This is a genomic window from Pseudoalteromonas sp. 2CM41L (assembly GCF_023161905.1).
GTDB lineage: Bacteria > Pseudomonadota > Gammaproteobacteria > Enterobacterales > Alteromonadaceae > Pseudoalteromonas > Pseudoalteromonas atlantica.
Map to the genome: position 1 here is coordinate 181,921 of NZ_JALNTN010000003.1, position 23,600 is coordinate 205,520.

Here is a 23,600-nt window from a genome sequence, read left to right on the forward strand (position 1 = left end):
TGGTTTTAACTTAGCCCACTAGGTTACAAACCTCGCGCCGCGATTTAATCGCCCCTAGGTTGAACAAATCTCAATCCGCAAAGAATAACACGCCCTAATTTATAATAATAAATTGCGGAGAGCCCATGGCCAGTTCAGCACCACTGACGACACACACACAGTCGCAAAACTACCAAGATAAAAACTATGGTTTTGCATTAACATCTTTAACTACTTTATTTTTTATGTGGGGATTTATTACCTGCTTAAATGATATTTTAATCCCGCATTTAAAAGCGGTGTTTAACCTAACTTATGTTCAGGCAATGCTGGTTCAGTTTTGTTTTTTCGGCGCTTATTTTTTAATGTCACTGCCAAGTGGCTATATAGTTAAAAAATTAGGGTATAAAAAAGGCATTGTAGTGGGGTTACTTATAGCGGCATGTGGTTGTGTACTTTTTTACCCAGCCGCGGCGCTACATAATTACCCAGTATTTCTGTTTGCTTTATTTGTTCTGGCAAGCGGTATTACCTTATTGCAGGTTTCTGCGAACCCTTATGTAAGTTTATTGGGCGCCCCTAAAACAGCGTCTTCTCGCCTTACCTTAACGCAAGCATTTAATGCGCTAGGCACGACGGTTGCCCCTACATTTGGTGCATTTTTGATTCTTGACTCTGCCTCTGAAGCGTTTTTAACACCGGCACAAAATGCAGAATCGGTACAACTTCCTTATTTACTATTAGCAGGCATGCTTATTTTACTAGCCGGTATTTTTGCATGGCTTAAATTACCAGACATAATGAATGAGCAAAAAGAAGCCGCTGAAAAGTCAGAGACAATTGAAGGTAGTGCATGGCAATACCGCCACCTAACCCTCGGTGCTGTAGGTATATTTATGTATGTAGGTGCAGAGGTTGCGATTGGCAGTTTTTTAGTTAGCTTTTTAGCCCAAGAAAATATTGCTGGATTAAAAGAGCATGTTGCCGCTCACTACATCACATATTATTTTGGTGGAGCTATGGTGGGGCGTTTTATTGGTGCAGCGGTAATGCAAAAATTACCCGCTGGTAAAGTACTTGGCTTTAACGCAAGTATGGCTATTATTTTGGTGGTTATTGCCATGAGCACGTCGGGCCAATTAGCAATGTGGTCAATACTACTGGTTGGTTTATTCAATTCTATTATGTTCCCAACTATTTTTAGTTTAGCGTTAAATGGCCTGGGTAAGCATACAGCGCAGGGTTCTGGTATTTTGTGCTTGGCGATTGTAGGGGGTGCAATAGTGCCTCTTTTACAAGGTGCACTTGCTGATAGTGTGGGTGTTCAACTTTCGTATGTTTTACCAATTTTTTGTTACTTATTTATCGCGTTTTATGGTTTAAGCGGAAGCAAACCAGTTCAAGCTCAGGAGACTCTATAATGAAAACCCCTTTTTCACTTAATAAAATAGCACGTGCCTCATTAATTGCATCAGTAGGCATTTTAGCGGCTTGTTCAAATGACGCGACAACCTCTCCTGAAGCTAATAATGCGTTGTCTAAAACAGAGAAAATTTGGCCAAAACTTAATATTGCCGTAAAACAAGACCCAGAAATTGAAGCTAAAATAGCCGATTATTTAAAAACGATGACACTTGAGCAAAAAGTAGCTCAAATGATTCAACCAGAAATTCGTGATATTACCGTTGAAGACATGCGCAAATATGGCTTTGGCTCATATCTAAATGGGGGCGGTGCGTTTCCTAACGGTGATAAACACGCAACACCAATGGACTGGGTAAAATTGGCTGAAGATTTTTATCAGGCGTCGGTAGATGACTCTATCGATGGCAGTAAAATACCCACAATGTGGGGCACCGATGCGGTGCATGGTCACAATAATGTAATTGGCGCGACCTTATTTCCGCATAATATTGGTTTAGGTGCGGCAAACAACCCGGCATTGATTGAGCAAATAGCAGCTATCACTGCGGTTGAAGTAATGGCAACGGGTATTGATTGGGTATTTGCACCTACAGTGGCTGTTGTGCGTGACGACCGCTGGGGCAGAACCTATGAAGGTTATTCAGAAGACCCTCGCATTGTACGCGATTATTCTGCTGCCATTGTAAATGGTTTACAGGGCAAAGCCGAAGGCGACTTTTTAAGTGATAAACGTGTTATTAGTACCGTTAAGCACTTTTTAGGTGATGGCGGCACAGTCGATGGCGATGACCAAGGTAATAATATCGACAGTGAGCAAGATTTGTTTGATATACATGCCCAAGGTTATGTAGGCGGCTTATCGGCGGGAAGTCAGTCGGTTATGGCATCGTTTAATAGCTGGCATGGAGTTAAAAACCACGGCAACAAATACCTGTTAACCGATGTGCTTAAAACCCGCATGGGCTTTGATGGTTTTGTGGTAGGGGATTGGAACGGCCACGGTCAAATTGAAGGCTGTACAAACGAAAGCTGTGCACAGGCTGTTAACGCGGGGCTTGATATTTTTATGGTGCCAACGGGCGCTTGGAAGCCGCTGTACGAAAACACCATAGCGCAAGTCAAAGCTGGCGAAATCAGCATGTCGCGCATTGATGATGCAGTAAGTAGAATTTTACGCGTTAAATTGCGTGCCGGTTTATTTGATAAACCAAGCCCGGCTAAGCGTCAGTTTTCGGGTAAAACTGAGCTAATTGGTGCGCAGCAGCACCGCGAAGTTGCGCGTCAGGCAGTACGCGAATCACTTGTTTTACTTAAAAACAAAAACAATATTTTGCCTCTTGATGCAAACCAAACTGTACTAATTGCCGGCGATGGAGCCGATAACATAGGTAAGCAGTCGGGTGGTTGGAGTATTACTTGGCAAGGGACGAATAACAAAAATGCTGATTTTCCTGGTGCCACGTCTATTTACGCAGGTCTTGAAAAACAAATTACTGAGGCGGGTGGACGTGCCATTTTAAGTGTGGATGGCTCATATGAGCAGCGCCCAGATGTAGCCGTTGTGGTATTTGGTGAAGAGCCTTATGCAGAAGGCCATGGCGATAGAGATAACCTTGAATTTGAGCGCGGTAATAAAAAATCGCTCGCGTTATTAAAGTCGTTAAAAGAGCAGGGTATTGATGTTGTATCGGTATTTATTTCGGGTCGCCCTATGTGGGTTAACAGTGAATTAAATGCCTCAGATGCATTTGTTGCAGCATGGCTACCAGGTACAGAAGGCGGCGGTATTGCCGATGTTATTTTAAAAGCCAAAGATGGCAGTATTCAACATGACTTTAGCGGCAAGCTTTCGTTTTCATGGCCTAAAACAGCAGTACAAGCAACGGTTAATAAAGGCGATGACGATTACAGCCCATTATTACCGTACGGCTTTGGTTTAACTTATGGCGATAAAAATGTATTGGCTGATAATTTAGACGAAGACTCTAAATTAGATAACTCAGCGCTCACTAGTATGGATATTTTAGTTGGCGCACCGGTTGCTCCGTGGCGTTTATTACTTAAATCTGGCGATGAGCTATTAGATGTATCAAGCAGTACTCATCAACTGGGTGCACTTAAATACCGTACTGAGGATAAAACAGTTCAAGAAGACGCGCGCCAATTTAATTTTAGTGGCGAGCAAAAGGCAAGTGCTGAAATAGTCACAAGCTTTGCAGAAGATACCATTACGTATTTAGAGGCTAATGGCGTTATTAGTTTTGATATTAAACTCAATGAGCCATTAACCGATGACGTAAACCTTGCTATGACTTGTTCAGGTGAGTGTGGTGGTGCGATTGCTTTGAGTAAAATGGTTGATCAATCCATCAAAAATAAATGGCAGTCGGTGTCGGTAGACTTACGTTGTTTTGCTAACCAAGGCGTAGACTTTGCAAGCCTTACAAGCCCGTTTAGTTTACATGCAAGCAGTAAAACCTCAGTGTCGGTAGCAAACATTCAGTTTGTGCCTAATAAGGCAGACTCTGCTGGGCTTAAATGTCAGTAATCATTTTGTTTTAGTGTGTATGTCAAAGCCCTTCAATTGAAGGGCTTTTTTTATGTGCAAACCGGTTTGTTATTTATAAAAGGGTTTTGTGCAGATTCATATATAACTTTGTCGCGTCCTGTGGTTTTAGCAATATACAAGCGCTTATCTGCCGCACTAAGTAGCGATTTAAAAGAGCTTGTTTGAGTATCGCTGCACGCCACTCCAGCGCTTATTCTTAAATAAATGGTGTTGCCGTAATAGCTAAAGGGCTTGTTTTTAATGTTTTTTCTGAGGGTGTTTGCCGCGCACTGTGCCTCATTTAAAGTGCAGTGGCTAAGTAAAATTGCAAACTCTTCGCCGCCTACACGCGCGGTAACTGCGCTGTTAGAAAAAAGCGCTGCAATATGCTGCGAAACCCATTTAATTGCCTCATCACCTGCATCGTGTCCGAATTCATCGTTAACGCGCTTAAAAAAGTCTATATCGACCATAATAATGCTAAGGGGATGCTCGGCATTATTTTTACTAAATAACGTATTGGCCACTGCATTTAAACCGCGTTTATTTAATAGCTGGGTTAATGGGTCGCGATTAGCAAGGGAGTTGAGTGTATGCTCTGTATTGGCAAACACTAAAAAAGGCAGCAATAGGGCGGCGCTAGTGGCAAGTATTAAGTGTACAGCTAAAGTAAATTGCAAAACAGAGGCAAAATTAAAGTTGAGCGCAGTAAAAAACGGCAACAGTAATAAAACTCCCTGTATTAGCATAACGAGTGCGTGCATTAATAGGCAAAGCAATAGCATACGTTGCTGTAATTTTGCTATAAAGCGGGTGCTTAAAACAATATACGAGGCATACAAAAATAACCCTGCCACAGTTAAACTAACCAATATTTTCTCTACAGCGGTGTTGTAAACTACGAGCAAAAAAACCGCAGCCACGATGAGTAAATAGCTAACTTGCTTGCATATGCTTTTATTTAAAGGGCTGAGTGCTTTTAATCCCATAATTAAAAAAAGTGGGCAAGCAATAATAAATAAACTGGCAAAGTAATGGGTAATAAACGGCCATGCAATGGTCACGCGTAAGCTTGCGCATAGTATGGCGAATGTAAAGGTGGTACAAGCTAGGCCAAAATATAAAAAACTAGTTTGTTTTTTATATTGATAAATAGAGATAAAATACAGCCCAATTATAAGGTTTAAAATAAAAGAAAGGCTTATAACGGTTGGTAAGTGCAGCATAGAAAGGTTCTTTTATTATAAAACGACTATTTTAATGGAGACTAGATACTAAAGCTTATATTAATTACAGTAACCTAGCTTAAAGTAGTATTTTTATAACCTTTATTAGGTGTTTCTATGCTGAATACACCTACTTTATTAAACTTCTTAGAGCCGAATCTATATCCGTAAAATGAAAACGGTAATTATGCGCTAACGCTTTTTTGGGTATTACATATTGCCCAGTAGTGAGCAAATCAGACATTTCACCCATTAATATTTTTAACACAGGGCTTGGCATGGTTAGGGCCGCAGGGCGAGACAATGCTTTACCTAAACTTTTGCTAAATACTTTATTGCTAACAGGGGTGGGTGCAGTAGCGTTAATTGGCCCGCAAAGCGATGTGTGTTTTATAATAAATAAAATCAGTTGAATCATGTCATCAATATGAATCCACGACATACCTTGCTCCCCATCACCAATGGGGCCACCTGCAAAAAATTTAAACGCAGGAAGCATTTTACTTAAAGCGCCGCCGTTTTTGCTAAGTACAATTCCCGTGCGTAATAAGCACACCCGTGTTTTATCACTTTGCGCTTTTAGTGCCGCGTGCTCCCACTCTTTACATAGCTGATGGCTAAATTCATCATTTACATCGTCGGTGTCCTCATCTACGGGGGTATCGTCTTGGCGGCCATAATAGCCAATGGCACTGCCAGATATAAATGTAGCAGGGGGCGTGCTGCAATTTAAAATAGCATCGCTGATTTGCGTGGTAAGGTTTATTCTGCTGTTTTTAATTGTTTGTTTTTGTGCTTGCGTCCAGCGTTTGTTGACGATAGGTTCGCCGGCTAAATTAATCACAGTATCTACATGGTTAAAATTAACCTCATCAACGCTGCTTACTACATCAATATTATGACCAAGCAATACATGGGCTTTGGTTTTATTTCGGCTCAGTACGGTTACTTTATGATGATGGAGCAAAAAAGGCGTTAAGTGTTTACCTATTAGGCCTGTAGCGCCTGTAAAAAAAATATGCATAAAAATCTTACCAATTTTAAGTGTACGATTTGTTTAAAATGTATACTATTTAAACTATCTTAATGCAAATTATTACGTTAACTAAAAAACAACGATCACTTTGTAAATATTTCATTTAATTAGTTTTTGCCTTACACTAAAGCGAATTTCATAAGAAAAGGATTGGCGCGTTGGCAAGTTTAACTGGCGTAAATAAAAGCTTAATAATATTTGCAGCCCTGGTGGTTGTATTAGCCGGTATTAAGGCCGCAAGTGTTATTATTATTCCCTTTATTTTGGCGGCGTTTATTGCCATTGTATGCAACCCGCTGATCACATTTTTTGGTCGCTATCGGATCCCTAAAGGGGTTTCTGTGGTTATTGTGGTGCTTATCATTGTGGGCTTAGGTGTAAGCTTAGGCGGCCTTGTAGGACAATCAGTTAACGACTTTTCTCAGCAACTTCCTGAATATAAAGCCCAGTTACAAGAAGAGTTTGTGTGGCTGGTCGATCTTGCATCGCAATACAATATCTTAATCGATAGAGATCAAATTCTCTCTATGTTTGACCCAGGTAAAATGGTCGATGTAGCCACGAATATGCTTACCGGCTTAGGTGGCGTAATGGCAAACATGTTTTTAATAATTTTAACTGTGGTGTTTATGCTTTTTGAAGGGCCTGCATTAAGCAAAAAAATTCATATGGCACTTGCCGACCCAGATAGAAAAATGGAGCAAATTGACCGCTTTTTGGTTTCTATTAATTCGTATTTAGCAATTAAAACATTAGTGAGTTTAGCCACCGGTATTATTGCAGCATTTTATTTATGGATTTTAGATGTTGACTACTTTGTGCTGTGGGGCGTGTTGGCGTTTATGTTTAATTATATTCCTAATATAGGTTCTATTATTGCCGCAGTACCAGCTGTATTGTTAGCACTGATAACACAAGGACCATTAACAGCCGGGCTTGTAGGTGCAGGGTATTTAATTATTAATACGGTAATGGGTAACATTGTAGAGCCTAAATTTATGGGTAAAGGGCTTGGGCTTTCTACCTTGGTGGTGTTTTTGTCGTTAATATTTTGGGGTTGGTTATTAGGCACTGTAGGCATGTTGCTATCGGTACCGCTTACTATGATTGTTAAAATAGCCCTAGAGGCAAGTGATGAAGGGCGCTGGGTTGCCACGCTACTTGGTACTGGTGAGTCGATAGACGATAAATAATATCAATTGGTTTTAATAGCTTAAATTGCGTATTTGATTAAATAATTGATACAAAAAAAGCGATTAATACACAGTATTAATCGCTTTTTTTATAGGGGTTAATCCCCGTTTAAAGTGGCTTTTTAAGTACTTGAGTAAACTGTTCAATAAGTGCAAGTTCACATAATTTGTAATCAATAGCGGCTTGGCTTGCATTTGGCAGTTTTAATATATAGCGCCATTGGCAGCTTGCTTCAATATACTTTTGATGGTTGTCGACGCTGCGCTTAAACAACATCAGTATTTGCGTATTTCCGCTTTGCTCTTCTAATTTAGTGAGTTCATATTTACGTTTTTGAACCCAAGTACCCTGATTGTATTTAGCCTGATTTATTTGGGTGTCTAAACACTGCGTATAGCGTTTAGTTTGGCTTGGCGTTGCGTTTTGCTCAAGCGTACACTGTGCTTGCGCACTGGCATTAGTACTTAGTGCTAATAGGCTCGCAAGTGTGATTAAAAGGCTATTTTTTATCATTGTAATTAAACTCTAAAATAAATTGTGCGCCGCCCAAGGTGTCCGACTTATTAATCGTTAAGTGACCGTTATAAGATTTAACCAAATCAGAGACTATCGCCATACCAACACCGTGGCCGCTTTCGTAAGTATCAAGGCGGGTACCACGGGTTAATAAAGACTCGCGTTTATCCTCGGGTACACCGGGTCCATCGTCACTAATGCCTATGCACAGTGTTTTACTTTGAATGACTTGTATTTCTACTTGTGAGCGACACGCTTTACAGGCGTTATCAATTAAATTACCCAGTAATTCCATTAAATCTGTTTGGTCACCTAAAAAGTAATCTTTATCGGTCACGGTACAATTAAATATAATGTCTTTATCGCGGTATACCTTGGCCATTGCACTTAAAATAGAATCAACCACTGGTTTAACTGGGGTTTGTTTTTTCCATGTATCTGAGGCGCCAGTAGCTGCACGCTTTAACTGATGCTCGATCATCACATTTATTCTATCAAGTTGCTCTTGGGCATCGGCATCATTAGCAAGCGGGCTTGATTTTAATACCGCAAGGGGCGTTTTTAATGCATGTGCTAGGTCACTTAAAGAGGCTCTGTAGCGCTCTTTTTGACGTTGCTGCGACTCTAGTAATAAGTTTAGGTCTGATTTAATTGTTTGTAGCTCTACAGGGTATAAGCCTTTAATTTCTTGAATATCGCCCGACTCAATGGCTTTTATTTCTTTATCAAGACGTTGTAACGGCCGGCCGCTCCAAATAAACCCAATTGCCATTAAACCTGCAATCGCAATACCCATTATAAACATCCAATCGACTAGGGTTTGCTTAAAGCCATCCATTAACCTTAGCAATGCATCGTTTCGTTTGAGTAATATAAAACGTGCCTGCTCAGATTGGTCAATATTATTTAAAATGACCGTTAGGCTTAATTGCCAGTAAACCGCATTGTTGTAAACCACACGTCTAAAGTCGGCCGCACCTGCTTTAGGCTCTATGTACTCGGGTTTAAAGTTTACGTTTACAGCCGACTCTGAGTGCCAAACAGGTACATCATCGCGGTAAATCATGGCGTAGGTATCTGAATTTAAGTTATTAAGCTCAGGCGTTAAAATTGTGCTGGGCATAATAATGCCGCGCTCAGTAAAGTCGACTTCAGAAATAAGGGAGTATAAGTGGGCTTCTAGATTTTTTTCGGTGGTTTCGACTAATGAGGCGTAATACGCTTTACCAATCGAGTAAAACAAAATAGGCAGTGCCACCAATAAAACAAAGACAAGGATAAATCCTTGCCTTATTTTAAGCGATATTTGCGATGCTACCACTGACTTTTAAGCCTGTAACCACGCCCACGTAGTGTTTCTACTGGGTTTAATGTGCCTTCAGGGTCTAATTTTTTACGCAGACGAAGTACAAATACTTCGATAACGTTAGAATCAAGATCGAAATCTTGGTCGTAAATGTGCTCAGTAAGTTCTGATTTAGAAATTACTTTTTGCGGGTTAACCATTAAATACTCAAGTACTTTGTACTCATAAGCCGTAAGGCTAAGTTCTTTGTCGTTAACCCAAACTTGTTGTGAGCGAGTATGAATTTTAATTGGACCCGCTGTCATTTCAGGGTTTGCTTTACCCGCACTGCGGCGAATAAGTGCGTTACAACGCGCAATTAATTCTTCAACATGAAACGGCTTGGTTAAGTAGTCGTCGGCACCTGCATCTAGTCCTTCAACTTTGTCTTGCCAGCGGTCGCGCGCCGTTAAGATTAAAATAGGGATTGTCACGCCTTGTGCACGTGCTTTATTGATTAGCTCAATACCGTCAATTTTTGGTAAGCCTAAATCAACCACCGCCATATCTAGCGGGTATTCTGTAATATGGAATAGGCCAGCTTCGCCATCGTGACATAAATCAACACTGTAACGTTCTTTCTCTAAAGCATTACGTAGGTTGTCTGCTAAGTGTAAATCATCTTCTATAACTAAAATTCGCATTTGCTAATCCTTTTTCACTTCGCCGGTTTTTTTATTTATATGTAAATCAACGACGTGGCCGTCAGATTTGAGTATACGTACAGTATAAAATTTTGCTTGTTCTGTAATTTTTAAGGTTTTACCGTCAGTTTCTTCTTTTGCAAGTATTACGGCTTTCTTTTTGCTGATCTCAGTTTTTTTAACTGCTTTGGTAACAGTCGAACTTGCGTGTACGGCGCCACTGACGCTAATACAGGCAATTAAACCAAGGGTTAATAATACACGCATGACGGGAACTCCTAGATCAAACCCAGCTATTCTAATTAACTAAGCTACTAAAACTCAAGTAAAAACGTCCAATATGCGCTTTTACGTTCGCCAGCTTAATTAATTAGCAGTGAACCAACCCTGAATTAAATAACGTTTTAAATTCAGGGTGTTCGTTACGCTGGTAATACTTTTTTATATGGTTTTACAACGGTGTTTGCGTAAACGCCGGCTGCAACGTATGGATCAGAGGCTGCCCATTCACGTGCTTTTTCAAGTGAATCAAATTCTGCAATGACTAATGAACCTGTAAATCCAGCATCTTGCGGGTCTTCACTGTCGATTGCTGGCAGTGGGCCGGCAACAAATAAACGGTTTTGAGAGTCGAGTTCGCTTAAACGTGCTAAGTGGGCGGGGCGGGCTTCTTTTCTAAGCGGTAAGCTGTTTTCAACGTCGGTTGAATAAATCATGTACAACATAGTAATTCTCAAAAAAATGTTAAGTTTAATAACGCAAATACTAGCACAACGTTGATAGTTGGTGAACAAATTACCGTTAAAGCTAGGTTTACAGTTATTAATTATTTTTAGTGTGTAATTGCTTGAAAAGCGCGGCACAACACTGGTAGAGTCGCTTGAATAACTTAAAAATAACAAGGTTAATACATGAGCAATAATAGAGAGCATTTTAGCTCCCGTCTTGGCTTTATACTGGCTGCAGCAGGTTCGGCAGTGGGTATTGGCAACTTAGTAGGTTTTCCTGTGTCGGCAACTAAAAATGGTGGTGGTGCATTTTTACTTGTATACGCTTTGTTTGTTGCTTTTATTTGTTTACCAGTAATGATGGCTGAAATGGCCATGGGTCGTAACGCGCAAAAAGATCCACTTGGTTCGTACAAAGCGCTGGCAAATAACGACAAAAAATGGAAGTTTGCAGGCTTTTTGGCTGTATTAACGCCGTTTATGATTGCCGTATTTTACATGGTTATTACCGTGTGGATTTTTGGTTACTTAAGCCAAACCGCCATGGGTAATTTAGATGCATTGGCAGATCCGAGCCATTTTGGCAGCTTTATAAATAGCTACACTGTTTTTGGCTACATGGCAGTGGTCGTTATTATTGTTAACCTTATTTTATTGGGTGGGGTTAAACAAGGCATAGAAAAAGCCGCTAAGTTTTTAATGCCGGCTTTATTTGTTATGTTGCTCGCCCTTGTAGCGTATGTATTAACGCTTGATAACGCCATGGCTGGTGTTAAATATTATGTTATTCCTGATTTTTCTAAAATGAGCGCCAGTGTGCTTAATGGTGCACTAAGCCAAGCGTTTTTCTCACTATCGCTAGGTATGGGCATTTTAATGACGTACGCCTCTTACATATCTAAAAAAGATGACATTGTTGGCAGTGCAAAAATGGTGGCTATTACCGACTCATTAGTGGCATTTGTTGCCGGTTTAATGGTTTTACCGGCAATATTTAGTTTTGATCCTAATACCGACCCTGCCGCTCTTTCTGACTCGTCTGTATCGATGATATTTGTATACTTACCTAAAATTTTATTAGCACTACAAAATGATATTGGTTACTTTGGCGCGTCTGCAGTGGCGTTTTCGTTCTTTTTATTAGTGTTTTTTGCAGCGATTACTTCGCTTGTATCAATTGTAGAAGTACCTACAGCGACCCTTAGCGACCGCAAAGGGGTCAGCCGTAAAAAAGCCTTAGGTATTTTAACGCTAGCCACCGGTGTGTTAACTATATTATGTACTATGTCGTTTGGTATGGTTGATAGCCTAACGTCGTTTACTAGTTACGGCAGCGGTAATAAAAGCTTTTTTGATATTGTGTATGATGTATTTTACGACACTATATTGCCACTGAATGGTTTAATGGTGTGTTTATTTGTTATGTACCGCTGGAAAAAAGCGCGCCTAACAGATGAGCTAAGCCAAGGCTCACCAAATTACGCCGGTAGCTTTATGGAGAAATACGTTAACTTTTCGCTTTCTACGTTTATTCCGGTTATTTTATTAGCCATATTTATTAATACAGTAGCGACTAAGTTTTTTGCCTTTAAGTTATTTGGTTTTTAGGCTAAAAAAGTTTTCAAAAGCCGCGTATTAACGCGGCTTTTTTGTGTTTAAAATAGCGGCTTAGCTTGTTAGCTGATAGCTCCTGAGTCTAATGAAGTGCCAATCCCCAGTGTAAACATCCACAATCCCCATAAGCTATGCTCAATTACACACACTATGGTTGAGCGGCTTTGCGCGTAAGTAAACGAAAATAATAACCCGCCTAAAAATGCTAAGCCTACAGCCACCCAATTGGCATACACAATATGGGCAAGGGCAAACACCGTTGCGCTTACCACTATACGCACTCTTTTTTTGGGCATAATGCGTTTATAGCGATGAAAAAAGTAGGTCCTGAAAATTAGCTCTTGTGGTAATACCGACAGCAGCGGGTATAGAAGCAGTAAAAGTAACCAGTTATAAAATGAGTGCAGCGGCATACTAAACCAGTTTTCTTGATGAATAATGCCGTAAAACACGCCTGAAAAAAGCGCACCTAAAAAAAAGAAACTAAATAAACGGCGCTTTACCGCAGAAAACTGCCCCAGGCTTGTAAGTCTAAATCGCTTAAAGTGAGGGTCGTTCAGTAATAACATGCAGCACACACTCATTAAAACAATCAGTGCAGGTATTAGCCAGTTTGCTAGGTAGCTACGAAGGGTAAAGCCTATTAAAGGCAATAAAACAAATATTAGGGTAAATTCAAACCAGCGGTATTGATTGGCGTTCAAGGTCGTCTCTGATTGATTTTTTTTACACGCTATCAAGCAAAGACGACATTTTTATGACGAAGGTGTTTTACTTTGCGGGTTCTTCTTCATCAGGGAAGTATTTATACAAAGCAAAAATAGTGATCAAAATACTCACAAAAGTAATGGCCATTAAACCAAACACTTTAAAGTTAACCCAAAAATCGAGTGAGAAATTATACGCAATGTAAATATTCAGCACTGCAATACCTGCGGTAATGGCAACCCACATTAAGTTAAGCTTATTCCACACCGGCTCAGGTACTTCAATCGCCTGTTTAGAGTCGTTGGCGTTTTCAAGGATTGAGCTAAGGGCTTTTTTAACAAGATTTTTATTCAGTACGTAACGGCTAATTAATAAGGTAAGGCTTAAGCCGGCATAAATTAACGTGGCTTTCCATTTTATATACTGCTCATCGTGGAGTACTAAGGTTAATGTGCCAAACACCGCTGCAATAGCAAAAAATAGCCATTGGCGGGCAGGTACATGGCCGTGCTTAAAGTAGCTATACGCAACTTGAATAAGCGTAGTGACCATTAAAAGGCCTGTTGCCCAGTAAATATCAACTAATTTAAATACCGCAAAAAATAATATTAGCGGGATGTATTCAATCAATGCGTGCATATACTACCTAAATTATACAAAAAGAAGTCAGGGAAGTTTTTACCACATAATACTAGGCAACTACAAGGTTGACTTGTTGCCCTGTAAGCCTTAGCCTGCGTGGCTTTAATTATCCATCATCATATTCCCACGCTTAACCAACACTGATTAAGTGTGCATTTAGGAGCCTACAATGAACAAAGCACAACTTGTTGCCCAAATAGCAAAACGCAGTGAACTAACAAAAAAAGACACACAAGCAGCCCTTACTAGCTTACAAAAAGTAATTACTAAATCGTTATCTGAAGGCGACCAAGTGCAAATTAATGGATTTGGTACATTCGCTTTAAGCTACTACCCAGCGCGCACTGGGCGTAACCCGCAAACAGGCGAAAGCATTGAAATAGAAGGCGCTAACAAACCCGTATTTAAACCTGCCAAAGCATTAAAAGATCTCCTTTAAATAGCAACCTGTATTGACCGGTACCAGTGATCAGTACCAGCGACTAGTTCCTTCAACTAATTGCAGCGAATAGCCCAGTTACCTTTTTAGGTTTAGTTAGCGCTATTAATCACAAAGTTATAGTTCGGCGCACCCCTCTAATAGGGGGCGTCTAGAAAATAAATACCCAGTTTTTAGTTAATGCCTAACTACTTCATCTTATAAGCAAAGCTTGTGTGCTGGTTTTTAATACGCACTTTAAATTAAGCTATGTAGATTGTTCAAACCCTCTAAATGATTTACATAGCTTTGATAGCTTTAATTTATATTCATCTTTATTTTCAATAGGTTAAATTTGGCATCGGTTATGCTTTTAATAGGGAGATTGAAACATTTTATTAAACGCAATAAGGAGATCTATATGTCTACATTACAAACAAGCACTCGTTTACAAGGCAAAAAAATTGCTATTTTAGCCACCGATGGCTTTGAGCAAAGTGAGCTATTATCTCCACGTGATGCTTTACTCAATGCCGGCGCCGATATCGATATTGTGTCGGTAAAAGAGGGTGAAATCACCGGCTGGGATGAAGATAAATGGGGCGACAAAGTAAGCGTAGATAAACTTGTTACAAATGCCAGTGCCAGCGATTACGATGCGCTTATGCTGCCAGGTGGTTTATTTAACCCAGATACGTTACGCCAAGATAAGCACGCAAAAGCGTTTATAGATGGTTTTTTTGGCGCTGAGAAAAACAAACCCGTTGCAGCTATTTGCCATGCTCCTTGGTTACTTGCCGAAATTAATAAACTACGCGACCGTACTGTTACATCATTCCCGAGCATTAAAAGTGATTTAATCAATGCTGGTGCAAACTGGGTTGATGAAGAGGTGAGTGTAGACCAAGGTTTAGTAACAAGCCGCAGTCCTGCAGATTTAGAAGCATTTAATGCAAAATTTATTGAAGAAATTTTAGAAGGTAAGCATCAAGCTCACTAAGTGTAGAGCTTAATAAAAAAGGGCATTTAAAATGCCCTTTTTTAACGCGTAAATTTTAAGCTTTTACAGTGCGGTGGCCGCTTTCATATCAGCTACAAACGCTTTTAACTGCGTTGTCATCGCGTCTAAATCATTAAGGTTTGCTTCAATAATTTTAACAACGGCTGAGCCTGAAATAGCACCAGCTGCACCGGCATTTAGGGCGGCTTTTACATCATCGGGAGTAGAAATACCAAAGCCTAATAAAGCAGGGGCTGCATGGTATTCTTTTAATTTAGTTACTATGTTACCCGCTGGCATTTGCGCTTTAGTATCAGTGCCGGTAACACCCGCACGCGATAATAAATACGTGTAGCCACGGCCGTAAGATGCACATTGGCGCAGAGTATCGTCATCGGCATTGGGTGTGGCAATAAATATTGGGTCTACACCGTTTGCCATGGCTGCTTTTCTAAACATTTTAGACTCATGCAGTGGTACATCAGCAACTAAAATAGAGTCTACGCCCGCCGCTTTAGCATCTTTATAAAATGTTTCTAAACCGCGTTTAAACACAAGGTTTGAATACAATAATAAGCCAATTGGAATATCTGCATTGTAATCGCGTATTTCTTTAATAATATCAAAGCAATCTTGCGTGTTAATGTTTACATCGAGCGCACGAATATTCGCAGCTTGAATAACGGGGCCATCGGCTATTGGGTCCGAAAACGGAATACCTAGCTCCAGTGCATCCGCGCCGCCATCAATTAAGCTTTTAATAATGGCAATACTTTGCTCTTTACCTGGGTCACCAATGGTAACAAATGGCACAAATGCACCTTGTTTTTGCTCATTAAGTGCAGCAAAGGTTTTACCGTAACGATCTGTATTTAACTGGCTCATAGCTGACCTCCTTGTGATAAAACGCTGTGTACGTGGGTTAAATCTTTATCGCCACGGCCACTTAAGTTAACCACTAAAATGCTTTCTTCTGTTTGCTCTTCGGCGTATTTAAGTGCATAAGCAAGGGCATGGCTTGATTCAAGAGCTGGAATAATGCCTTCGTTTTTAGCCAGTGCTTGGAACGCGTCAAGGGCTTCTGTATCGGTAATACCCACATATTGAGCACGGCCTGTTTCGTGTAAAAACGCGTGCTGTGGTCCAACTGCTGGGTAATCAAGACCGGCAGATACTGAGTATGACTCTTCAATTTGGCCATCGTCATTTTGCATAATGTACGTATAGGTACCGTGCAATATACCTTTTGTACCTTTACAAATTGTAGCGCCGTGCTCGTGGGTATCTAGGCCTTTACCAGCAGGCTCTACACCAATAAGTTTTACACTTGGCTCGTCAATAAAGTCAGTAAACATACCAATGGCATTAGAGCCACCGCCAACACAGGCTAGTACGGCATCCGGTAAGCGTCCTTCTGCTTTTAGTACTTGTTGTTTAGCTTCTTCACCAATGATTTTTTGATACTCTCGTACAATTGTTGGGAATGGGTGAGGACCCGCAGCGGTACCAAGTAAGTAGTGAGCTTCTTGGTAGTTTGCAGACCAGTCGCGTAGCGCTTCGTTTACCGCATCTTTTAATGTGCCAGAGCCGGCGGTTACCGGAATAACCTCTGCGCCCATTAATTTCATTCTAAATACGTTAGGCTGTTGGCGCTCAACGTCTTTAGCACCCATATAAATGCGGCATTTTAAGCCAAGTAATGCACAGGCTAGGGCTGTTGCCACGCCGTGTTGGCCCGCTCCAGTTTCGGCAATAACTTCTTTTTTACCCATACGTTTAGTTAGCAACGCTTGACCAAGTACTTGGTTGGTTTTGTGTGCGCCGCCGTGCAGTAAATCTTCACGTTTTAGGTAAAGCTTTACTTTAGGGTTTTTAATTAAATTACGCGTTAATGTAAGCGGCGTAGGGCGACCGGCATACTCGTTTAATAATTTTGTAAACTCAGCCTGAAATTCAGGGTCTTTTTGTGCTTTGTTAAATTCGTTCTCTAACTGCTTAAGCGCAGGGACAAGTAGCTCAGGTACAAACATACCGCCAAACTCGCCAAAATAAGCTGGATTTTGCATTATAACCTCAATAATTTCTGATGCTTGTAAAAGCATTTTGTAATTTGATAGGGCACTTTTTACCCGCAGATTCTTCAACGCCTGAATTTAAATCAAGGCCTAGGGCACCTTGAAACAGCGCGTCTTTTATATTGTCTGGATTTAAGCCACCCGCTAGCATAAAGGGGGTTGTTGCGTCGCGCAGTACTGCCCAATCAAATGCTTTACCTGTACCACCGGCTTGTGTATCGCTGTGGGTATCATAAAGATGGCGGTCTACGCCCGTAGCTGGGGTTGGCAATGTATCTTTAATTGCCTGTGCTTTCCAAATTTCACAACCTTTAGGTAACTGTGTACGTAATGCGGCAATGTAATCGTCACTTTCTTGACCGTGTAATTGTACTGCGGCAAGTTTTAGTTCGTGCGCGTATTGTACCACTTGCTGCGGGCTTGCATTAACAAAAACACCGACAAATTTAAGTGGCGCACTTTGGCTCAGCTCAATCGCACAATCTAAATCAACATAACGAGGCGATTTAGGGTAAAAAATGAGTCCACCGTACACTGCGCCGTTGTTGTAAGCGGCCTGTACGTCTTGTGCTCGGGTTAAACCGCACACTTTGTTATCACCTAAAATCACTTTTTTGCAGGCTTGTTCTAAATCGCGCTCAGCCATTAAAGAACTGCCAATTAAAAAGCCGTCACATAATGGCGCTAAACGTTTAACATCTTGATGAGTGTAAATGCCCGACTCTGAAATAACCACTTTATCTTGTGGGATGAGTTTACGTAGCTTTTCAGTGGTGGCTAAATCAGTGCTTAAATCGCGAAGGTCACGGTTATTAATACCAATAATTTGCGCATCAAGTGCAAGGGCACGGTGCACTTCTTCTTCGTTACTGACTTCGGTTAATACCGACATGTTAAGCGAGTCGGCAACTGCATGTAGCGCTTTATATTGTTCATCATCAAGTACTGAAAGCATTAGTAATATAGCATCGCCGCCATAAATACGTGCCATGTAAACTTGGTACTCATCAATAAAAAAGTCTTTACAAATAAGTGGTTGCTCTACTTGGCTACGTACAAACTCTAAATAATCAAAGCTACCTTGAAAGTATTTAGTATCTGTAAGTACGCTCATGCAGCTAGCATATTTTTTATAAACAGAGGTGATCTCGGTTAAATCAAACGGCTCTCTTATTAGCCCTTTTGAAGGAGATGCTTTTTTACATTCTAAAATAAACTGCGTACCCGGCTTTGCTAACGCTTTATAAAAGCTGCGGCTAGTTGGCACTGCTAGGTGTTTAAAGCTCTCTAGTGGGCGCGCGGCTTTACGCTCTATTAGCTCTTGTTTTTTATCAGCAACAATTTTGTCTAATACATTAGCCATGACTTACCTCAATAATTGCATTTAATGTGTTCATGGCTTTGCCTGAACTTAGTAATGTTTGTACCTGTTGTGCGCCTTCTTTTAATGACTGTACTTTACCGCTTAGGTATAAAAGTGCAGCCACATTGACCACGATTGCAGCATTGTGCGCATCACTGCCTTTACCTTGTAAAATAGTAAGGCTCGCATTTGCGTTGTATTGTGGGCCTTCACCGGCTAGTTGTTCAAGTGAATAGTTTGCAAGGTCAAAGTCGCTTGGGTTTAATGTGTACTGCGTTATTTCGCCATTGTTTAGCTCAACTACGTTAGTTGGGCCGTGCAGGGCTATTTCGTCAGTGCCAGAACCATGCACTATCATCGCGCGCTTAGTGCCTAAAGTTTTAAGTGTTTGCGCCATTGGCATACATAAAGACTCATCGTAAACACCCAGTAATTGCACGTGTGGTGCAGCAGGGTTAGCAAGCGGGCCTAAAATATTAAAAATGGTACGTGTTTTAAGCGCAGTACGTACGCCCATCGCGTGGCGTACACCACTGTGATAATGCGGTGCAAACAAAAAGGTAAAATGGGTTTGCTCAAGGCAATGTGCAGCCTGTGCTGGGCTCATATCAATATTAATGCCCAGTGCTTTTAATAAATCAGCAGAGCCCGAATTACTCGATACACTGCGATTACCATGTTTTACCATATTAATACCTGCGGCAGCTGCAACAATAGCCGCGGTAGTACTAATATTAATCGTGTTTGAGCCATCGCCCCCGGTGCCGCAGCTATCGGCAAGTTGCGTGCAAGCGGTTGTAAAGGCAACGGCGTTTTCTCGCATTGACGCTGCAGCGCCGGCAATTTCATCGCTTACTTCGCCTTTTATTTTAAGGCTAATTAGCAATGCAGTGAGCTCTATTTCGCTCATGTTACCTTGCATTATTTGGTCAAATAATGCATTTGATTGGGCATAGTTTAACGACTTGCCTTGAATAAGTTGCTCAATAGCGTATTGAACATTTATGGTCTCTTGTGCTTGGGTACTCATAATGTCCTCTATTAGTTGGTGCGCGTTAAGTACGCAACACTTTGTTGAAGTAGCATTGCACCATTTGGCGTAAGTATTGACTCAGGATGAAATTGATAACCTAACGCTTTATCGTCGTGGTGATATATGGCCATAGGAATATCGTCAAATTGTGCAATTACCTCAATATTTTCAGGTACCTTGGTTGCCATTAATGAATGGTAACGGGCTACGGGCATGGTGTTGCCCATTCCTTCAAACACCGGATGCGGGTTTAAATTAATGATTGATGACTTACCATGTACGGTTTCACCCGCGTGGCCGATTACTCCGCCATAACTTTGTGTAAGTGCTTGTTGCCCTAGGCAAATGCCCAGCATGGGGAAGTGGCCTTTAGCCAGTTCGATTAATTCCATTAAGCAACCTGCATCACTGGGTGCACCAGGTCCTGGCGAAAGCACTAATAATACTTGCCCAGGCTCTTGACGCATTTTATTAAAAATAACATCTGCACTTATGTTATTTCTGTATACCACAAGCTCACAGCCCAGCATGGTTAGTTCATCAACAAGGTTGTAGCTAAACGAATCAAAGTTATCTAAAAAGTATATTTTCATTGGGTTTGCTGTGCTCATTTTATACCGCCTCATAAGTCGATTTTATGGCGGTGATCACCGCTTGGGCTTTAGCGCGGGTTTCGTTAGCTTCGGCTTGCGGATCAGAATCGTAAACGACACCTGCACCTGCTTGCACATACGCGGTATTATTTTTAACAAACGCTGAGCGAATAACAATGCAGCTATCCATTGCACCATCGCCTGTTAAATAGCCTACTGCGCCACCGTAGCTGCCACGGCGTTTGCCTTCGGTTTGGCGTACAAGTTCGGCAGCGCGTACTTTAGGAGCGCCTACCAGCGTGCCCATGTTCATACACGCTTGGTAAGCGTGTAGTGCATCAAGCTCAGGCTTTAATGTGCCCACCACGCGAGAAACCAAGTGCATTACTTGCGAGTAGCGGTCTACTTTTAATAGCTCTTTTGCATGGCGTGTGCCGGCTACACTAATGCGTGCCACATCGTTACGAGCTAAATCAACCAGCATTAAATGCTCGGCACGCTCTTTTTGATCGTTTCTTAGTTCAAGCTCAATACGGCTGTCTAAATCTGGGTTGATTGCGCCATTGGCAAATTTTCCACGTGGGCGAGTACCGGCAATAGGGTAAACTTCAACTTGTTTGCTTTGCACCTCGTATTTAAGCGCAGACTCAGGTGAGGCGCCAAATAAAGCAAATTCTTCATCGCGCATATAAAACATATAAGGGCTTGGGTTTTGCTTTTTAAGCTGGCTATATGCGTGCAACGAATCAGGGCAGGGCAGTGAAAACGTACGCGAAGGCACAACCTGAAAAATATCACCATCAACGATGTTCTTTTTAAGCTTAACCACTTGCTCGCAGTAAGTTTCATCGCTGATATCAACACTTACATCGCAGGTGCCAGTTTGCATAGGCGCACTAAACTCTTCTGCTTTGTCGCATAGGGCATTTAATCGTTCTAGCTCTTTACCTACCTCAAAACAATTAGCGTGTACGTCTGGGCCATTAAACACATTACCAATAAGCTCGGTGGTTTGTTTTTGATGGTCGATAACCACTAAGGTTTCGGCTAAGTAAAACACGTAGTCTGGGCAGGTGTTTTCGCCATCGGGTACGTCGCTTAGCTGCTCAAAATTAGCCACCATGTCGTAGGCAAATACACCGCCTAAAAATACCGAAAACGGGTTTTCGGTGGTGCTTTTGATACTGTTTATACAGGTGCGTAGTGCGCTAAATGCATTATCGGCAACCAGTTTACTTGCTTCGTCAATGTCATTAGAGCCGCCTTTATAAACAAGGGTTAGGCTTGTGTCGGTTAAGGTTGCATCGCAGCTTTGCACATTGGCTCTTAAGTACGGCAGTAACTGTTTACCGTTATTAGATTGAGCACTTACCGTGACGGTTTTACCTTGGCAAACAATGCGCAGCGCGCAGTCAACTAAAATTAAACTTTTAACACTGTCTTTAGAATCAATTTCGGCTGATTCAAGCAGTAGCGAGTTAGGCTTATCAAGTGCCGCATAAAGTGCAAGTGGGCTACTAATGTAGTCGCGCACTTGCGTTATGCTAGTAACTTCGCCTGGTGTGGTAGTTATATGACTAAAAATCAAACCTCATTCCCTCAAAAAATAAAACCCCGCAATGCTTTTGCAATGCGGGGTTTGAATAACGATATCTAAATTACAAACAGATCATTACCGTCCCGCTATATCAGGCGCCACCACCAACGATGTGTAAGAGTAAGACCGTTATTCATGTTTTTTTGCCTCAAAATAAAAAATTAAATACGTAAAATTTAGTTATAAAAAAACCCGCATAGTTGCGGGTTTTGAATATTTGCTAGACACGACAATTCATCACCCAAAAATTATGAGTGCCACCACCAAATAGTGTGTTGGATTGAATTGATCATTTTTATTAATTCTTAATGTGTCTTAAAGTGGCTACAGTAAAACGTATTTAGCGCTTTTGTGTCAAGTGTTTATTTAAAACAATTTAGTCAAAAAAGTTGTTATACTTATATAAACATCTATTACCCTTAAATTTAAGCAGTTTTCTTTTGATAAAATACGATTTACACAGCCATACAACGCATTCAGACGGACATTTAACAGTTGAGCAATTATTAAACCGCGCCGTAGAAAAAAACATTGATGTGTTTGCGATAACCGATCACGACACTGTGGCTGCTATTACGCCGGCAAAAGCGTTTATCGAAACAGAAAACCTACCGCTTAAGCTTATATCTGGCGTAGAAATTTCTACCAAGTGGGAAAGCTTTGAAATACATATTGTTGGGCTAAATATTGATATAAATAACAATGCCCTTACATCATTGTTATCGGCGCAGCAGCAAAAGCGTGACGAACGCGCCATTGAAATTGGCAAAAGGCTGGCAAAAAACGGTTTTGATGGCATTTACGAGCAAGCCAAGGCGCTGGCAGAAAACGCCCAAATAACACGTGCTCATTTTGCGCGTGCATTGATTGAAAGAGGCGTAGCTAAAAATTTTCCTGGGGTATTTAAAAAATACTTAGGGCGCAGCAAAACAGGTTATGTTCCAAGCAATTGGTGTGATATGCAAACAGCTATTAGCGCCATTCATGCTGCGGGCGGGGTTGCAGTACTTGCACACCCAGGGCGTTACCAAATGTCTAATAAATGGTTACGTAAGTTACTTGTGCAATACAAAAGTGACGGGGGCGATGCCATGGAAGTTGCGCAGCCGCAACAAGCGCCTACTGAACGCCAATTTTTAGGGCAATTGAGCCAAGAGTACGGTTTACTGTGCTCGCAAGGTTCTGACTTTCATTTTCCAACTAGTTATTTAGAGCTAGGTAAAAACTTATACTTACCCAAAGACTGCCAAGGGGTTTGGCAAGTGTGGGAAGGGCAAGAAGGAGCATTATCATGAGTCAATTAATTCATATTCACCCAGCAAACCCACAGCCACGACTTATTCGCCAAGCGGTTGATATTATTAAACAGGGCGGGGTAGTTGTATACCCAACAGATTCGGGCTATGCGATAGGGTGTAACCTCGGTAATAAGCAAGCAAAAGAGCGCATTGAGCGTATTCGTGGAATAGAAAAACACCATAACTTTACGCTGGTATGCCGTGATTTATCTGAGCTGGCAACTTATGCCCGTGTAGATAACCAAATGTTTAGGCTTATTAAAAATAATACGCCAGGGCCATACACCTTTATTTTTAAAGGCACAAAAGAGGTGCCAAAGCGTTTATTAAACGATAAGAAAAAAACCATTGGTATGCGCGTTATAGAGCATCCAATTGCATGTGCATTACTTGCAGAGCTTGGGGAGCCGTTAATGTCGTGTTCGTTAATTTTACCAGGAGAAGAGTTCACAGAATCAGACCCAGATGAAATTTTAACGCGTTTAGATAAACACGTAGATTTAATTATTGACGGCGGACACCTTGCAGAACAAGCAACCACGGTTATTGACCTATCAGAAGATGATATTCACATTTTGCGTGTAGGGTGTGGCGATACCAGCCCGTTTGAGTAACCTC

At 41.2% G+C, this 23,600-nt stretch carries 23 protein-coding genes; 8 read left to right on the forward strand and 15 right to left on the reverse strand.

Annotation, left to right across the window (positions count from 1 at the left end; all coding sequences use genetic code 11):
* Positions 1–125: 125 nt before the first annotated feature.
* Positions 126–1,400 (forward strand): sugar MFS transporter, encoded by a 1,275-nt coding sequence (locus tag MTF64_RS05670; protein ID WP_024033438.1) that lies wholly within the window; start codon positions 126–128, stop codon positions 1,398–1,400.
* Positions 1,400–3,952, forward strand: a complete 2,553-nt coding sequence (locus MTF64_RS05675; protein ID WP_248450865.1) for a glycoside hydrolase family 3 N-terminal domain-containing protein — start codon at positions 1,400–1,402, stop codon at positions 3,950–3,952. The genes MTF64_RS05670 and MTF64_RS05675 overlap by 1 nt, the downstream gene beginning before the upstream one ends.
* Positions 3,953–4,002: 50 nt before the next feature.
* On the opposite strand, the gene MTF64_RS05680 is transcribed toward MTF64_RS05675, so the two are convergent.
* Positions 4,003–5,178 carry a GGDEF domain-containing protein gene (locus MTF64_RS05680; RefSeq protein WP_248450866.1) on the reverse strand — a complete coding sequence of 392 codons (1,176 nt, stop codon included), beginning with the start codon at positions 5,176–5,178 and terminating at the stop codon, positions 4,003–4,005.
* Between the two features lie 130 nt (positions 5,179–5,308).
* Positions 5,309–6,202, reverse strand: coding sequence for a TIGR01777 family oxidoreductase (locus MTF64_RS05685; protein WP_248450867.1), 894 nt, complete (start codon positions 6,200–6,202; stop codon positions 5,309–5,311).
* 170 nt (positions 6,203–6,372) lie between these two features.
* On the opposite strand from MTF64_RS05685, the gene MTF64_RS05690 reads away from it, so the two are divergent.
* Positions 6,373–7,407, forward strand: coding sequence for an AI-2E family transporter (locus MTF64_RS05690; protein ID WP_024033443.1), 1,035 nt, complete (start codon positions 6,373–6,375; stop codon positions 7,405–7,407).
* Positions 7,408–7,516: 109 nt separating this feature from the next.
* On the opposite strand, the gene MTF64_RS05695 is transcribed toward MTF64_RS05690, so the two are convergent.
* The 5 genes from MTF64_RS05695 to MTF64_RS05715 form a co-directional block, all read right to left on the reverse strand.
* Complete coding sequence (locus MTF64_RS05695) at positions 7,517–7,921, reverse strand: hypothetical protein (RefSeq protein WP_096739487.1); 405 nt, start codon at positions 7,919–7,921, stop codon at positions 7,517–7,519.
* Positions 7,908–9,245 carry an ATP-binding protein gene (locus tag MTF64_RS05700; protein WP_004586805.1) on the reverse strand — a complete coding sequence of 446 codons (1,338 nt, stop codon included), beginning with the start codon at positions 9,243–9,245 and terminating at the stop codon, positions 7,908–7,910. The genes MTF64_RS05695 and MTF64_RS05700 overlap by 14 nt, the downstream gene beginning before the upstream one ends.
* On the reverse strand, positions 9,239–9,913 hold the full coding sequence (locus MTF64_RS05705; protein WP_004586804.1) for a response regulator transcription factor: 675 nt from the start codon (positions 9,911–9,913) through the stop codon (positions 9,239–9,241). The genes MTF64_RS05700 and MTF64_RS05705 overlap by 7 nt, the downstream gene beginning before the upstream one ends.
* Before the next feature lie 3 nt (positions 9,914–9,916).
* Positions 9,917–10,180 (reverse strand): PepSY domain-containing protein, encoded by a 264-nt coding sequence (locus MTF64_RS05710; RefSeq protein ID WP_024033445.1) that lies wholly within the window; start codon positions 10,178–10,180, stop codon positions 9,917–9,919.
* 155 nt (positions 10,181–10,335) lie between these two features.
* Positions 10,336–10,638 carry a YciI family protein gene (locus tag MTF64_RS05715; RefSeq protein WP_024033446.1) on the reverse strand — a complete coding sequence of 101 codons (303 nt, stop codon included), beginning with the start codon at positions 10,636–10,638 and terminating at the stop codon, positions 10,336–10,338.
* Positions 10,639–10,824: 186 nt separating this feature from the next.
* On the opposite strand from MTF64_RS05715, the gene MTF64_RS05720 reads away from it, so the two are divergent.
* Complete coding sequence (locus tag MTF64_RS05720; protein WP_138612631.1) at positions 10,825–12,249, forward strand: sodium-dependent transporter; 1,425 nt, start codon at positions 10,825–10,827, stop codon at positions 12,247–12,249.
* A gap of 68 nt (positions 12,250–12,317) precedes the next feature.
* On the opposite strand, the gene MTF64_RS05725 is transcribed toward MTF64_RS05720, so the two are convergent.
* Positions 12,318–12,959, reverse strand: coding sequence for a CPBP family intramembrane glutamic endopeptidase (locus MTF64_RS05725; protein ID WP_096041561.1), 642 nt, complete (start codon positions 12,957–12,959; stop codon positions 12,318–12,320).
* A gap of 67 nt (positions 12,960–13,026) precedes the next feature.
* The gene (locus tag MTF64_RS05730; RefSeq protein WP_004586799.1) at positions 13,027–13,602 is read right to left on the reverse strand and encodes an inner membrane-spanning protein YciB; all 576 of its coding nucleotides are present in this window, start codon (positions 13,600–13,602) and stop codon (positions 13,027–13,029) included.
* A 172-nt stretch (positions 13,603–13,774) separates the two neighbouring features.
* On the opposite strand from MTF64_RS05730, the gene MTF64_RS05735 reads away from it, so the two are divergent.
* Positions 13,775–14,044 (forward strand): HU family DNA-binding protein, encoded by a 270-nt coding sequence (locus MTF64_RS05735; protein ID WP_004586798.1) that lies wholly within the window; start codon positions 13,775–13,777, stop codon positions 14,042–14,044.
* A 400-nt stretch (positions 14,045–14,444) separates the two neighbouring features.
* Positions 14,445–15,023 carry a type 1 glutamine amidotransferase domain-containing protein gene (locus MTF64_RS05740; protein WP_004586797.1) on the forward strand — a complete coding sequence of 193 codons (579 nt, stop codon included), beginning with the start codon at positions 14,445–14,447 and terminating at the stop codon, positions 15,021–15,023.
* 63 nt (positions 15,024–15,086) lie between these two features.
* Here MTF64_RS05740 and trpA read toward each other — a convergent pair whose 3' ends face one another.
* From trpA to MTF64_RS05770, 6 genes are read right to left on the reverse strand one after another with little or no spacing between them, the layout of a single operon-like run.
* A complete protein-coding gene (trpA, locus tag MTF64_RS05745) occupies positions 15,087–15,908 on the reverse strand; it encodes a tryptophan synthase subunit alpha (RefSeq protein ID WP_004586796.1) in 822 nt (273 codons plus the stop codon).
* On the reverse strand, positions 15,905–17,089 hold the full coding sequence (gene trpB, locus MTF64_RS05750) for a tryptophan synthase subunit beta (protein ID WP_064385149.1): 1,185 nt from the start codon (positions 17,087–17,089) through the stop codon (positions 15,905–15,907). Before trpB ends, trpA begins: the two co-directional genes overlap by 4 nt.
* Positions 17,090–17,096: 7 nt before the next feature.
* Positions 17,097–18,461 carry a bifunctional indole-3-glycerol-phosphate synthase TrpC/phosphoribosylanthranilate isomerase TrpF gene (gene trpCF / locus MTF64_RS05755; protein WP_248450868.1) on the reverse strand — a complete coding sequence of 455 codons (1,365 nt, stop codon included), beginning with the start codon at positions 18,459–18,461 and terminating at the stop codon, positions 17,097–17,099.
* Positions 18,454–19,491, reverse strand: a complete 1,038-nt coding sequence (gene trpD, locus MTF64_RS05760; protein ID WP_248450869.1) for an anthranilate phosphoribosyltransferase — start codon at positions 19,489–19,491, stop codon at positions 18,454–18,456. Before trpD ends, trpCF begins: the two co-directional genes overlap by 8 nt.
* 11 nt (positions 19,492–19,502) lie before the next feature.
* Positions 19,503–20,105: an aminodeoxychorismate/anthranilate synthase component II gene (locus tag MTF64_RS05765; protein WP_248450870.1), complete on the reverse strand. Its 603-nt coding sequence runs from the start codon at positions 20,103–20,105 to the stop codon at positions 19,503–19,505.
* A 1-nt stretch (position 20,106) separates the two neighbouring features.
* A complete protein-coding gene (locus MTF64_RS05770; protein ID WP_004586791.1) occupies positions 20,107–21,675 on the reverse strand; it encodes an anthranilate synthase component 1 in 1,569 nt (522 codons plus the stop codon).
* 449 nt (positions 21,676–22,124) lie between these two features.
* Between MTF64_RS05770 and MTF64_RS05775 the strand changes: the two genes are divergently transcribed.
* Entirely contained in the window at positions 22,125–22,979 is an 855-nt protein-coding gene (locus MTF64_RS05775) for a PHP domain-containing protein (protein WP_004586790.1), read from the forward strand.
* On the forward strand, positions 22,976–23,596 hold the full coding sequence (locus MTF64_RS05780) for an L-threonylcarbamoyladenylate synthase (RefSeq protein ID WP_248450871.1): 621 nt from the start codon (positions 22,976–22,978) through the stop codon (positions 23,594–23,596). Before MTF64_RS05775 ends, MTF64_RS05780 begins: the two co-directional genes overlap by 4 nt.
* The last annotated feature ends 4 nt before the right edge of the window (positions 23,597–23,600 follow it).

Bases quoted from the DNA above. Each gene is read 5' to 3' on its own strand.
- MTF64_RS05670 (WP_024033438.1), top strand. From the start codon at position 126: ATGGCCAGTTCAGCACCACTGACGACACACACACAGTCGCAAAACTAC.
- MTF64_RS05675 (WP_248450865.1), top strand. From the start codon at position 1,400: ATGAAAACCCCTTTTTCACTTAATAAAATAGCACGTGCCTCATTAATT.
- MTF64_RS05680 (WP_248450866.1), bottom strand. From the start codon at position 5,178: ATGCTGCACTTACCAACCGTTATAAGCCTTTCTTTTATTTTAAACCTT.
- MTF64_RS05685 (WP_248450867.1), bottom strand. From the start codon at position 6,202: ATGCATATTTTTTTTACAGGCGCTACAGGCCTAATAGGTAAACACTTA.
- MTF64_RS05695 (WP_096739487.1), bottom strand. From the start codon at position 7,921: ATGATAAAAAATAGCCTTTTAATCACACTTGCGAGCCTATTAGCACTA.
- MTF64_RS05705 (WP_004586804.1), bottom strand. From the start codon at position 9,913: ATGCGAATTTTAGTTATAGAAGATGATTTACACTTAGCAGACAACCTA.
- MTF64_RS05710 (WP_024033445.1), bottom strand. From the start codon at position 10,180: ATGCGTGTATTATTAACCCTTGGTTTAATTGCCTGTATTAGCGTCAGT.
- MTF64_RS05715 (WP_024033446.1), bottom strand. From the start codon at position 10,638: ATGTTGTACATGATTTATTCAACCGACGTTGAAAACAGCTTACCGCTT.
- MTF64_RS05720 (WP_138612631.1), top strand. From the start codon at position 10,825: ATGAGCAATAATAGAGAGCATTTTAGCTCCCGTCTTGGCTTTATACTG.
- MTF64_RS05730 (WP_004586799.1), bottom strand. From the start codon at position 13,602: ATGCACGCATTGATTGAATACATCCCGCTAATATTATTTTTTGCGGTA.
- MTF64_RS05735 (WP_004586798.1), top strand. From the start codon at position 13,775: ATGAACAAAGCACAACTTGTTGCCCAAATAGCAAAACGCAGTGAACTA.
- MTF64_RS05740 (WP_004586797.1), top strand. From the start codon at position 14,445: ATGTCTACATTACAAACAAGCACTCGTTTACAAGGCAAAAAAATTGCT.
- trpA (WP_004586796.1), bottom strand. From the start codon at position 15,908: ATGAGCCAGTTAAATACAGATCGTTACGGTAAAACCTTTGCTGCACTT.
- trpB (WP_064385149.1), bottom strand. From the start codon at position 17,089: ATGCAAAATCCAGCTTATTTTGGCGAGTTTGGCGGTATGTTTGTACCT.
- trpCF (WP_248450868.1), bottom strand. From the start codon at position 18,461: ATGGCTAATGTATTAGACAAAATTGTTGCTGATAAAAAACAAGAGCTA.
- trpD (WP_248450869.1), bottom strand. From the start codon at position 19,491: ATGAGTACCCAAGCACAAGAGACCATAAATGTTCAATACGCTATTGAG.
- MTF64_RS05765 (WP_248450870.1), bottom strand. From the start codon at position 20,105: ATGAGCACAGCAAACCCAATGAAAATATACTTTTTAGATAACTTTGAT.
- MTF64_RS05780 (WP_248450871.1), top strand. From the start codon at position 22,976: ATGAGTCAATTAATTCATATTCACCCAGCAAACCCACAGCCACGACTT.